We start from the raw sequence: 13,288 nt of genomic DNA, 5'->3' as shown, positions 1-13,288 counted from the left end.
TGGAAAATATTACCCCCGAAAGGAGTCTTTCGGGGGTTTTTGCTTTTATAAGGCCGCAAAAATACCTTATAATTAGCCGCCCCGAATTGAGCGCTATACAATAAAGCAGTAGCACATTAATTAAATTTACCCAAAAGGATACGCGCAGATGTCAATTTACGACGCTGTTATGGCTATACCAAGAAGTGGTCGTACTTTTGAAAATTTTATAAAAAAAATCGGCAACCAAGCGACAGGTTTAACCGCCCCAAACGAATTAATTAGCGCAGTTAAAGGTGGCAAAAAGCGTAAAAGTCCTGACTACGCACAAGCAAAAACTTATTTAGATGAGTTGCAAGGCCAACAAATAGCCAATCATTTAGGCTTGTTTATCGACCGCAAGCGTGAAGAAAGACCTTACCGTGTTGGCTTTTTAGGTGCAGATATTCAAGTAAACGACCTTAAGGTACGGGTTGAAGGCGACGAACCACACAATTGTTCTTCTTTGGTTGGTTTAGGTGAAGCAGATATTGCCGTGGCAGGTTTAGATGAATTACTCGCAGTTACGCACAATTCACTGAATGCATCAGCGACCAAATGGGGGATGTACAATTACAACCTCAAAAAAGAGCACAAGGTTAGAATTGCCGGCTCTGCAATGTTAACCCGCTACAACGATGTTGTTTCACGTGACGTGCAAGATATGGTCGGCTTTTTCTTAATTGCTAAACAACGACCAAAAGACGATGTCGGAACTGGTTATCCAAAAGACTACTTACAACACTTAGAACACCACAAAAACCGTGTGTTTGTAAAAGGTCGGTATGCTGAAAAAGTACATAAATCGTACCCAAAGCTGAATATAGAGCCAGTGCATGATGTAGAAGATGCCGTTAACGACAGTAATACTGGTGATGTCGGTTTAGAAATAGTGCAAACGGGTTCGACGCTACGCCGCAAAAACCTAGTTTTATTAGGTGCACCACTATTCTTATCTGAAAGTTTATATGTTGTTGACTACTACAAATATAATAAGAAAAGTGATGAAGGCTTAATTCAGTTACTCGATGAGTTAACCCCAGTCGGCTATTTTGAGCAGGAGCGACTAGTCCAATTTGCTTATTGGTATCACGCACTGCAAGAAAACCTTGGTGATAATTGGATCAATAAACCAGACATTCTAGATATCTTTTGTAGTCAACAAGATGCATTACGCGGTTTGCGTCCATATAGTTTAAAAACTCGATATTGGACGCCATCCGACAGCTACAAACGCGATGACGCATTTAGGTTTGTCGATAATTCGTTAGCAGAATTGCAAGAAGTATATAATCAAGTATTAAATGGCCGCATATAAAACTCGGCTATATTTTCGGAGTTAAAGCATGAAAACCTTAGTTTGGAACGAATTAAGCCAACAAGAGCAACAACAAGTATTAGCTCGCCCTGCATTGGGTGACAGCGCAAAACTAAAAACGCTTGTACAAGACATCATTGCTCAGGTTCGTGAACATGGTGACAAAGCTTTATTTGACTTAACCGAAAAATTTGACGGCTTAAAGCTAGATTCATTGCGCGTATCACAAGCCGATATCGACGCATCTGAAAACGAACTATCCGCAGAAGTCAAAAGTGCGATTGAGCTGGCACATCAGCAAATACATAAGTTTCACGTTGCGCAGAAAGCGGAAGTTATCACAGTTGAAACAACCCCAGGCGTTGTATGTGAATTGCATACTCAACCAATCGAAGCTGTTGGGCTATATATTCCTGGTGGCACTGCGCCCTTGCCTTCAACGGTTTTAATGTTGGCAACACCTGCTCGTATAGCTGGTTGTAAGCGTTTAGTATTGGCTACGCCTCCGGGAAAAGACGGTACGGTAAAAGCTGAAATACGCTACGCTGCAAAAATATGTGGAGTTGATGAGTTATATTTAGCAGGTGGCGCCCAAGCAATCGCTGCACTCGCCTACGGCACTGAAAGCATCAAAAAAGTGAATAAAATATTTGGCCCTGGCAATAGTTTTGTCACTGAAGCGAAACAGCAAGTTAGCCAAGACCATTTAGGTGCCGCAATTGACATGCCCGCAGGCCCAAGCGAAGTATTAGTGATCGCAGATAGTAGCGCCAACCCAGAATTTGTTGCAGCTGATTTGTTGTCTCAAGCTGAGCATGGTAAAGACTCACAAGTAATTTTATTGACCAATTGTGAAAACATGGCAAAAGCTTGTGAAAAAGCGGTGTTTAAACAACTTGCAGTATTGCCACGTGAAGATATTGCCGCAGCTGCGTTATCACACAGCCGCACTATAGTGACAGATTCGCTTGAGCAATCTATTCAAGTAAGTAATGAATACGCACCTGAGCATTTAATTGTTCAAACCAAAGACCCACGTGGCATTTTGCCAAAATTAGAAAACGCAGGGTCAATATTCCTTGGTGCATATTCACCAGAATCAGCAGGCGACTACGCCAGTGGTACAAATCACGTATTACCAACGTATGGTTATACCAAAACCTACAGCAGTTTAAGTTTGGCAGACTTTGGTAAACGCTACACTGTGCAAGAATTAACCGCACAAGGCATTCAAGCAATTGGCCCTGCCATTATGGCATTAGCCGAAGCAGAAAGCTTAGATGCGCATAAAAATGCGGTAGCCGTTCGACTTGACGCACTAAAACAATAACGGCCAACAGTACAAAATTAATTGATAAGTGAATAAATAAATGAGCTTAGCGGACAAACTTACAAGAGAAAATATTCAACAGCTAGTGCCATACGCGTCAGCACGCCGCAGTATGACTGGTGGTAATATATGGTTAAATGCCAACGAATCTCCGTACGCAAATGAGTACGAATTAGACTGTTCTGTATTAAATAGATATCCAGACTTTCAGCCTAAAGGGCTTATTCAAAGCTATGCTGCATATGCTGGGGTAAAACCAAGCCAAGTATTGGCAGGCCGCGGTGCAGACGAAGCTATCGAATTGCTAATCCGTACTTTTTGCGAAGATGACGAACAGATTCTAATTTGCCCACCAACCTATGGCATGTATGCAATCAGTGCACAAACCTGCAATATTGACTGCAAAAAAGTGCCGACTAAAGCCGACTTTTCGTTAGATATTGACGCCATTCAAGCGGCAAAAGACAATGTGAAAGTGGTATTTATTTGCTCGCCAAATAATCCAACTGGTACTTTAGTTTCGCACCAACAAATTGAGCAAGTATTAGAAATCTTTAAAGACCAAGCGATTGTCGCAGTAGACGAAGCTTACATTGAGTACGCAATGGATACTTCTGTTGCTAGCTGGATAGAAAAATACGACAACTTAGCAGTTTTGCGCACCATGTCTAAAGCATTTGGGTTAGCAGGTTTGCGTTGTGGGTACACTTTAGCAAATGAAAATATCATACAAGCTATGAGCAAAGTAATTCCACCCTATCCTGTTAGCTGGCCTGTTGCACAAATTGCAACACAAGCGCTGTCGGAATCTGGTCTTGCTCTTATGCAACAACAAAAAGCACAAGTGCTAGAACAAAAGCAACGTATAGTCGATGCGCTCGCGCGTTATGATTATGTGTACGAACAAATTGAAAGCCATTCTAATTTTATTATGTTCCGCAGCGAGCAGAAAAAAGCATTATTTGATACTCTAGTGCAAGCAGGCATTTTAATTCGCGATTATTCTAGTCAAGTTTTATTAGATAACAGCTTACGTATTTCAGTGGGTTCTAAAGAAGAAACCGACGCTCTATTAGCTGTTATGGATGAATTTAAAGGTTAAACAATGAGCAAACAACGTATTTTATTTATCGACCGTGACGGTACATTAGTCACTGAACCACCAGTAGATTATCAATTGGACTCATTGGAAAAACTTGTTTTTGAAAAAAATGTCGTCCCTGCTTTATTAACATTGCAAGCCCATGGTTATCGATTAGTCATGGTAACGAATCAAGACGGTTTAGGAACCGCTAGCTTCCCGCAAGCAGATTTTGATGCACCGCATGAAAAGATGATGCAGGTGTTTACTTCACAAGGCATCAAGTTTGACGATATCTTAATTTGTCCTCATTTTCCGGATGACAACTGCAGCTGCCGTAAACCTAAATTAGGTTTAGTTGCTGAGTATTTACAACAAGGCAAAGTAGACTTTACTGACTCTTATGTAATTGGTGATCGTGAAACTGATATGCAGCTTGCGGCCAACATGGGTATTAGAGGCTTCCAATATGGCCAACCTAGTATCGACTGGGATCATATTGTTGAAGCGTTAACGGTAAAAGCCCGTACAGCAACAATTGAACGAAATACCAGTGAAACGCAAATTAAAGTTAGTGTGAATTTAGACAAACAGCAAAAAGCAGACATTCAAACTGGTGTTGGTTTTTTTGACCACATGTTGGACCAAATCTCAACACATGGCGGTTTTTACATGAATATTGCTGTGAATGGTGATTTACATATAGACGACCATCACTCTGTTGAAGACACTGCGCTTGCACTTGGTTTGGCGCTAAAAGAAGCATTAGGTACAAAACGTGGTATTGGTCGTTTTGGCTTTAGTTTGCCAATGGATGAATGTTTAGCTCAATGTGTGTTAGATATTTCTGGCCGCCCTTTCTGTAAATTTGATGCAGAATTCACCCACGCAAAAGTTGGCGAATTAGGTACAGAAATGGTTCCACATTTCTTCCGTTCATTAGCCGATAGCATGGGCATTACCTTGCACCTTTCAACTGATGGCGACAATGATCATCATAAGGTTGAAAGCTTATTTAAAGTATTTGGACGTGCACTTCGTCAAGCCATTCGTATTGAAGGCACAGAGCTGCCAAGTAGCAAAGGTGTATTGTAATGGATGTAGTTATCATCGACACTTCGTGTGCAAACTTATCTTCCCTTAAATTTGGTGTTGAAAGATTAGGTTATAAAGTTGCAGTAACCGACAACGCAGAACAAATTAAAAATGCCGATAAAGTGTTTTTACCAGGCGTTGGTGCAGCTGGTGCTGCAATGCGAATTATTAAAGAAAAAGGCATACCAGAAATAGTACAAGGTTTACAACAACCAGTATTAGGTATTTGTTTAGGCATGCAACTAATGACTGAACATTCAGCCGAAGGTAACGTGGATTGTTTAGGATTAATCCCAGGTACGGTAAAACCAATCAAAGCAGAAGGGTTACGCTTACCACATATGGGCTGGAATACCCTAACGGAAATTAAAGATTCCCCACTGTTTGAAGGTATTAACCAACAAGATTATTTTTATTTTGTGCACAGCTTATGTGTAGCACCTTCAGAATACACGCTGGCGACCTGCGATTATGGTCAAACCTTTTCAGCCAGCATTCACCACAAGAATTTTTACGGCGTGCAATTTCACCCTGAACGCTCAGGTAAATCAGGCGCACGCGTAATCCAAAACTTTTTGGAGATGAAACAATGATCATCCCTGCGATAGATTTAATCGACGGCAAAGTCGTTCGCTTATACCAAGGCGATTACAATCAAAAAACTGAATATAAACTTGATCCAATTGACGTGCTCACCACCTATGCGAAAGGTGGTGCAAAATGGTTACATATAGTTGATTTAACCGGAGCAAAAGATACTGACAAGCGTCAAATAGAACTAATAAAATCCATGGTCGATACTGGTTTAATGCGCTTTCAAGCTGGCGGTGGTATTCGTCGCAAACGTGATGTTGAGCAATTGTTAGAAGCCGGTGTTGAACGTGTGGTTATCGGCTCACTAGCAGTTAAACAACCAGAATTAGTTAAAAGCTGGATTGACACTTACGGCCCAAATGCAATTGTATTAGCACTAGATATCAACATTGATGAAGATGGCCACAAATGCATTGCAACCCACGGTTGGCAAGAAAACTCTGGTGTAAAACTTGAAGACTTATTGGCTGATTACAAATCAGTTGGTGTTAAACACGTATTGTGTACCGACATCAGCAAAGACGGCACCTTAACCGGTTCTAATGTTGATCTATACAGCGAAGTTGTTGAACAATTCCCACATATTCACTGGCAAGCGTCAGGTGGTATTGGTCAATTAGACGATATCAAAGCGTTAAAACCAACAAAAGTCAGCGGTGTTATTTTGGGTCGCTCTTTATTAGAAGGTAAATTTACCATCGAGGAGGCAATCCAATGCTGGCAAGGCGAATAATTCCTTGTTTGGATGTTAGAGACGGCAAAGTGGTTAAAGGCGTAAAATTCCGTAACCACGAAATTATTGGTGACATAGTACCACTTGCTGAAAAATACGCAGAAATGGGTGCAGACGAGTTGGTATTTTACGATATCACAGCATCAAGCGACAGCCGCGTAGTCGACAAAGCTTGGGTGTCACGCATTGCTGAACAAATTGACATTCCATTTTGTGTTGCAGGCGGAATAAAAACAATTGAAGACGCACGTATAATTTTAGAAATGGGTGCAGACAAAATTTCAATTAACTCCCCTGCACTCGCTAACCCACAATTGATTACTGATTTAAACCAAAGGTTTGGTCAACAGTGTGTGGTGGTTGGTATAGATTCTTTCTACAACAAAGAAACCAACCAATATGAAGTTTACCAATTTACTGGTGACGAAAAACGCACACAAAAAACCAGCTGGACAACATTCGACTGGATTAAAAAAGTGCAAGAAAAGGGTGCTGGTGAAATAGTTTTAAACTGTATGAACCAAGACGGTGTGCGCCAAGGTTATGACATTGACCAACTAAAACTGGCACGCGAAGTGTGTAATGTTCCTTTAATTGCATCTGGCGGTGCTGGCGCAATTGAACATTTTACCGATGTATTCAAAATTGCCGACGTAGACGGTGCATTGGCTGCTAGTGTATTCCACAAAGCAGTTATCGCAATGGACGAGTTAAAACAAACCTTAATCAATGAAAAAGTGGAGATAAGACCTTGTTAGTTACGGCCGAAACCATTGACCAACTTGCTTGGGATAAAGCAGAAAGCGGTTTATTGCCGTTAATTGTACAAAATGCCTACTCAGGAAAAATATTAATGCAAGGTTTTGTAAATCAAGCAGCATTAATAAAAACCTTTGAAACTGGCTTTGTTACCTTTTTCAGTCGTAGTAAACAACGTTTATGGACTAAAGGTGAAACATCTAACCACACATTAGATCTAGTTGAGTTATCAACTGATTGTGACAGCGACAGCTTAATCGCCTTGGCTAAACCAAATGGCCCAACCTGTCATTTAGGTAACGAAACCTGTTGGGATGAAGAAGGTCAACCACAACTTGCATTCTTATCTGATTTAGAACAAGTCATTGCGAGCCGCAAAGGTGCAGAACCAGAATCAAGCTACACAGCTCGCTTATACGCAAAAGGCGTAAAACGCATTGCACAAAAAGTAGGTGAAGAAGGTGTTGAATGTGCGTTGGCTGCAACCGCTGGTGATAAAGAAGAATTAATTTGCGAATCAGCTGATTTGTTATACCACTTAACTGTGTTATTACAGTCAATGGATTTAGAAATGAATGACGTTATTAATAAACTAAAAGAGCGTCATAAATAATTAGTATTTAACTAGTTTGCTTCAATAAACATAAATAGAGATTAATAGTTTTATTTAAACAAAAGCCTCCGGTGAAAACCTGAGGCTTTTTTCATTTGTGACAAGTAACAAGTAAACCAACATATTGCTTATAATTATATTATGTCCATTATGTTTAAACGAAAAAAGCGGATTGCCAAAACAACCCGCTTTTAATAAGCAAACAAATAAGATTTAACTGGGATTAAAACTTATAAGTAACACCCGCAGTAATACGACGGTCCGCTAAACCTTGGAAACACAATAATGCACCTTCGTTTACACAAGACTGCTGAATTTCAGACTTAGTTAAGTTAACCGCTTCTATACCTAAGTTTAAGTTGTCGTTAACATCGTAAGATACACTTGCATTCACCTGACCGCGGTCATGTGTGTATACAGGGAAACCTAAAGTTGAGTTACGCGACGCGCCTGCTGCTGTGTCGTCGGTACGAAATGCTTCACGCCATGTATAGCGAACGCGAGCTGATAAACCATGTTTCTCATAATATGCAGTAATGTTATATGCATTTTCTGAGAAATCTAGCAAACCTTGTACCGCTTTAACTTTGGTGAATTGTCTTTGGTCATACACACCTTGAATAGCGTTAAAGATATCTGTACCTCGAGTCGCAGATTCGTTTTCTACAGAACCACCTTTATACTCTTGAATTGTGTAGTTAGCTTGAATACCAAAACCAGAGGCCCAACCTAATTCACCTTCGAATTGCGATAAATCATATTGGAAAGCCATCTCGATACCTGACTGAGTTACAGTCGCTGGATCATTTAGAGAAGTTTCAATATCAACACACATACCTTCTTTAGATGGATCACCTAAGATTCCAGGTTGTACTGCTGGGTTGTATACACCACCACCAGGACAATTTGGATCGGTTTCTCGCCATTTCCCACCATCCGGTCTTGGGAATGTTGCTGCACTTTCAGTACCTGTCACGAATAAGTTTGACATATCCTTTTCGAAGTACCCTACACTTAATACAGCAGCTTCTGCAAAGTACCATTCAGCAGAAATGTCATAGCTAGTAACTTCCATTGGAAGCAAGCCAGGATTACCAATTTCTACAGACGCATTTTCGTTAGTACCAAAAGTAACTGAGGTATTCATGTTACCGAATTCAGGACGTGTAATGTCTTTACCCCATGCTGCACGAACAATTAAATCGTCGGTAACTTCAGCAATTAGATTTAATCGAGGTAGCGTATAGTTATAATCATCACTATAAGTAATTTGCTTAACTTCGCCATTAATTTCCGTATTACCAATAGAGTTTACTTCACTCTCGATATATCGAACACCAAAGTTACCACGTAACATTTCGTAAGAAAAATTAGCTTGTGCATAGACAGCCGTAGTATCTTCTTCTACTTTAAAACCAGCGGTAGATTGTGGATCGGTATTAAGATAATCAATTTCATTACTAAACGTAAAGCCTTTGCTTTCCATATTTGCACGGTGGGTTTCCAACGCACCATACAGAGTATCCATTACTTTTGTTGGGTTAGAAAATGCAAGCTCTGGATCAACTATTACATAGTTTCTAAGAGCCAGCTCACGGCCATCAGCATCACCAAAGTTATCAGGTCCTTCAACTAAAATATCTTTAAATAAACTACCGCTTGGGCTATCAATCATTTTACTGAAGCCGCCCACTCTATCAGAAACAGAAAGTGATTCATGGCTTGCTTGATTAATTCTAAAGCCTGCGTCAATTGAAGATATAATACCATCGTCAAAGTAGTAAGTTGCATCTACTCTAAATGCGGTATCGCTGTTTTCTGTCTTACCATGACTAAAATCAACTTGATCAAGTACGACGTTATTAGGGTCAAGTAATTGAGCTACAGTTGGTGCATATGGAGAAGCGAAATCAATACCAAAAGTAAGCGCACCGCCTCTTAAGTCGTACGCAAATGGTACAGCGTTATCGTTACTGGTACTGCTGGTAATCTCGCCGTTGTCATCTAACCCATCTAACGGTGTATTAGGATTAGGGTTGATAAAGTTTAACTGAGTGTCTAGTTTTGGTGTTTCTGTATCTGAGCTAGCACTAGATAACTCAGCTTTTACTTTAAGGTTATCAGTAACTTGCCACTGTCCACCTAATCTAAATAATTTAGTTTTGGTTACACGAGCACCAGTGTCACTATTAAAACGCAAGTTTGGATCATCATCGTCTTTTGATAAAAACGGTTGGATTGTCCCTTTTGTTGCGACTTGAATGCTACCTAGGTCTTGGCCACCTAAAGAGCCAAAATTAACTGTCTCAAATTGCTCTGGTAAATTCTGATTTAATACAGAACTAACGCCAGAACCTTGAACACGAGTACTTTCTTGTCTTACTTCTTGATCGGTAACTACTGCATCAAAGAAGAATCTCATATCATCGTTTGGCGCATACTCGAATGAACTAGCAAGATTTTTAGTGTTATATTCGAAGTTTTCAGTTTCTTGGTTTAGGAATTGAATGCCCACAAAATCAAAATCTTGAGCAACAGGACGGACTGTTGAGGCATCTTCCCAACCAATTGCATTATCATCATCGTCCCATTCATTTGCGACCTGAGCATTTTTGTTTTCAACCAAACCACCATCACGGTCTACACGAGGACGGAAAGAAGTAGCTTCTTGCTTAGAGAATGCACCACTTACAACAAAACCGAAACGACCTGAACTATTTTCCCAGTTGTCACCGAATGCACCAGAAATTCTAGGCATAATACCATCAGTTGTAAGGCTGCTATCCTCACCTTGAACACGTACTGTTGCTAAAGTATCAGATAAAGCTAACGGTCGAATTGTTTTTAAATTAACAGTACCACCAATAGAGCCTTCTATCTGTTGCGCAGTAGGTGCTTTGATTACTTCCACACCAGCAATAATGCCAGCAGCTAAATCTTCAAATTTCATACCGGTACGGCCATCACCAGTACCGACAGTTTGCATACCATTGACTTGAACAATGTTTGCATTACTACCACGAATTTGTACGCCAGTACCTACACCTGCAGTACGGGTAATTTGAATACCTGTTACGTTTTCTAACACTTCAGCTAAGTTTTGGTCAGGCAATTTACCAATGTCTTCCGATTGAATAACTTCAATTAAGTTATTAGCATCGCGTTTTTGATTAAGCGCGCTAGTTAATGAAGCACGAATACCTTGAACCTGAATAACCTCTGTATCTTCCGTTTCTTCTGCTGCGTATGCATTTGCGACCATGCTTAATGCACCCGCTGAAATCAACGAACAAGCAACTTTTGATAATTTAAATTGCATTTGTATAACCCCTTGTTACATATCTTATGTTGGTTAGACCATGTGTATGATTATTGTTTAACACCAAAAACCACAGGTGTAATACAATACTTGCATACAAATATAATTTTAGCAACATAAATGTAAAACATTTATTAATTTTTTTATTGGTATTGTTATTTAATATAGTTTTACAATAAAACTGTCAGGTTTGATAAAAAGGCATGTAAATCGTTTAAGAATGTATAAAACCACATTGTATGACAAAGTGGTTTTAATAGTATTAATTCGACTAAATGGGTAACTATGAGTGTTTTCGATTAGGTATGTTGACTACATTTGTAGATGAGTGATTGTTTTCTATATCTTTTTCTGGGAAGGTTAAGCTAACTGAGCGGCCGTTTTCAAAAGTTTCAACTTCATAAGAAAGGTTTATCTTGTTAACAATTTTTTCAATCAAAACTAAACCAATACCAAAACCTGGCTCTTTGTGTTGTTGCACTAGTTTATTTTCAACTGTATTTTGATTCAAAATTGTTAAACCATTGCGCATCACAGCGATATGAACTAGCCCTTGAAGCGTATTTTGAAATGCGTTTCGAACCAAATTATTTAACACAATTTGTAACAAGGTCGGATGCGTATTTACGCAGAGCGCATCACCACTGACAATCAGTCTTACATTCTTCCCTTCAATAATTGATTGATTGTCTTCAATCGACTTTTCGATCATTTTAGCCGGCTCACAACTGCTAAACCCAGTGTTGTTTTGTCCCTCTCGACTAATCCAAAGCAGTGCCTCTATTTGATACTTCATGTCAGCAACGGCGATTTCCATTCGCTGCAAAACTCTCCTTTCATCTGGAGACAAATCACGCATCATAGCTTCAAGTATTTCCATATTAGTTGATAATACTGCAACTTGCGTGCGTAATTCGTGGCTAGTAAATCTGGCAAACGAATGCTCTTTTTCTAATAGCTCAGTAAATTTATTAATGCTGTTATTAACTGTGTATGCAAGCGAAGTTAACCCATCAACTTTTAGCTTAGGTGGCGGGTCAACTTTTTTCGACGCGGACAAATTATCAGCCCAGTTAGCCAACTGACGCACAGTTAAATTTACATGATTGATATAATAGAGTTGTACGATAAAGATTATCGCGATAATAACAACCGCAATAAACACTGCGGGTTGCATACGTCCGGCAAGCATTGCGTCTAATAGAGATTGATTTTGCGGTGTGACCCGATAATAGGTATATAAAGTGCGTTGTTGAAACTCTATAGGATAAATGAGAATAAGCTCTGCAACGGAGAAAACGCCTCGAAAATTAGAAATGGCTAGCGTAATTTTGTTGGTGGTTAATTCCGATTGCTCTGCCACCTTTGGAATGCTGGCTTTAAGGCTGGTATATGAAGTTACTAATTGCAATTCATCACTACCAATTGGGTAGTGTGGTGCGGTTAAATATTTGTCAGGATTAGTTTTAATCCGAGTAATAGCACGTTCAGTGTAATCAACTAAAAAATGGCTTTGTTTTGTGGCGTGTTCTATATGAAACTGGATCGCCACATAGATGACATAAATAAGCACGAAAACCGCTATAAAAGCGGTTCCCACTAATGTACTGCGAATTTGTAACGCGGTATTTTTGATCATTTAGTCATGCAATTTTTTCTTTAGTTCAAAACCAAATCCATGCACTATGTGTAATAGCGGCACCGAGTAAGCTTTATCTAAGCTTTGACGTAGCCTATGAATATGAACTTTTAGCGCACTGCTATCAGGGACATCTTCGCCCCAAATTGCATACTCCAAATCTTGTTTACTCACTGCATTTGGATAAGCCTTCGCCAATGCTGCAAGAATAGACCAACCAGAAGGGGTCAATTTTAAAACCTCTCCATCACGCTTAGCCGATTTATTCTTTAAATCAAGCGTTAAGCCCAAGTCTTCAATCTTTAAGCATTTAACCATACCACTTTTGCGTGTCGACAACACTTTAATACGAGCAAGCAACTCTCTGAGTTCAAATGGTTTAACGAGATAATCATCCGCGCCACTATCGAACCCGGCTAACTTATCATCAATTTCGTCTAGTGCAGACACCATCAATATTGGCACTTCTTTGCCATCTTCACGAAGTGTATTGCACATTTGCAACCCAGACATCATTGGCATATTTACATCAGTAACAACCACATCATAGGTATTTTCGTTAACCAAATTTACCCCATGCACACCGTTGCCACAATGATCACAATCTATCTGATTTAATTCCAAATAGTGCATAACAGTAGCAGCTAAATTTTGATCATCCTCAATCAATAAAACTCGATTACCCATGGAACCATCCCCCAATGCAATACATAAATAATCAAACGAGATACTATTGAACAAATTAAAACAATTAATTTGTTAAATAATTGTTTTAATATATACCTAGAA

The 13,288-nt window shown here is 39.6% G+C and carries 11 protein-coding genes; 8 read left to right on the top strand and 3 right to left on the bottom strand.

What is annotated here, in order from left to right; all coding sequences use genetic code 11:
- Positions 1-148: 148 nt before the first annotated feature.
- The 8 genes from DS2_RS11650 to hisIE are packed head-to-tail and all read left to right on the top strand — an operon-like array spanning position 149 to position 7,541.
- Positions 149-1,336: a hypothetical protein gene (locus tag DS2_RS11650; RefSeq protein WP_035014975.1), complete on the top strand. Its 1,188-nt coding sequence runs from the start codon at positions 149-151 to the stop codon at positions 1,334-1,336.
- Positions 1,337-1,364: 28 nt separating this feature from the next.
- The gene (hisD, locus tag DS2_RS11645; RefSeq protein ID WP_035014974.1) at positions 1,365-2,666 is read left to right on the top strand and encodes a histidinol dehydrogenase; all 1,302 of its coding nucleotides are present in this window, start codon (positions 1,365-1,367) and stop codon (positions 2,664-2,666) included.
- Between the two features lie 40 nt (positions 2,667-2,706).
- Positions 2,707-3,768: a histidinol-phosphate transaminase gene (gene hisC, locus DS2_RS11640; protein ID WP_035014973.1), complete on the top strand. Its 1,062-nt coding sequence runs from the start codon at positions 2,707-2,709 to the stop codon at positions 3,766-3,768.
- Between the two features lie 3 nt (positions 3,769-3,771).
- Entirely contained in the window at positions 3,772-4,842 is a 1,071-nt protein-coding gene (gene hisB / locus DS2_RS11635; RefSeq protein ID WP_035014971.1) for a bifunctional histidinol-phosphatase/imidazoleglycerol-phosphate dehydratase HisB, read from the top strand.
- Positions 4,842-5,435, top strand: a complete 594-nt coding sequence (gene hisH, locus DS2_RS11630; RefSeq protein ID WP_035014970.1) for an imidazole glycerol phosphate synthase subunit HisH — start codon at positions 4,842-4,844, stop codon at positions 5,433-5,435. Before hisB ends, hisH begins: the two co-directional genes overlap by 1 nt.
- Complete coding sequence (gene hisA / locus DS2_RS11625) at positions 5,432-6,169, top strand: 1-(5-phosphoribosyl)-5-[(5-phosphoribosylamino)methylideneamino]imidazole-4-carboxamide isomerase (protein WP_035014969.1); 738 nt, start codon at positions 5,432-5,434, stop codon at positions 6,167-6,169. The genes hisH and hisA overlap by 4 nt, the downstream gene beginning before the upstream one ends.
- Complete coding sequence (hisF, locus tag DS2_RS11620; protein WP_035014968.1) at positions 6,151-6,927, top strand: imidazole glycerol phosphate synthase subunit HisF; 777 nt, start codon at positions 6,151-6,153, stop codon at positions 6,925-6,927. Before hisA ends, hisF begins: the two co-directional genes overlap by 19 nt.
- Positions 6,921-7,541 (top strand): bifunctional phosphoribosyl-AMP cyclohydrolase/phosphoribosyl-ATP diphosphatase HisIE, encoded by a 621-nt coding sequence (gene hisIE, locus DS2_RS11615; protein WP_035014967.1) that lies wholly within the window; start codon positions 6,921-6,923, stop codon positions 7,539-7,541. The genes hisF and hisIE overlap by 7 nt, the downstream gene beginning before the upstream one ends.
- A gap of 223 nt (positions 7,542-7,764) precedes the next feature.
- Here the strand turns inward: hisIE and DS2_RS11610 are convergent, their stop codons facing one another.
- From DS2_RS11610 to DS2_RS11600, 3 genes are all read right to left on the bottom strand, one after another.
- Complete coding sequence (locus DS2_RS11610; protein WP_035014966.1) at positions 7,765-10,860, bottom strand: TonB-dependent receptor; 3,096 nt, start codon at positions 10,858-10,860, stop codon at positions 7,765-7,767.
- Positions 10,861-11,143: 283 nt separating this feature from the next.
- Complete coding sequence (locus tag DS2_RS11605) at positions 11,144-12,499, bottom strand: sensor histidine kinase (protein WP_035014965.1); 1,356 nt, start codon at positions 12,497-12,499, stop codon at positions 11,144-11,146.
- Positions 12,500-13,186 (bottom strand): response regulator transcription factor, encoded by a 687-nt coding sequence (locus DS2_RS11600; protein ID WP_035014964.1) that lies wholly within the window; start codon positions 13,184-13,186, stop codon positions 12,500-12,502.
- Positions 13,187-13,288 lie beyond the last annotated feature (102 nt).

It is taken from the genome of Catenovulum agarivorans DS-2, assembly GCF_000568405.1.
In the GTDB taxonomy this organism is placed as follows: Bacteria; Pseudomonadota; Gammaproteobacteria; order Enterobacterales; family Alteromonadaceae; genus Catenovulum; species Catenovulum agarivorans_A.
This window is presented reverse-complemented; position numbering and strand designations above follow the sequence as displayed.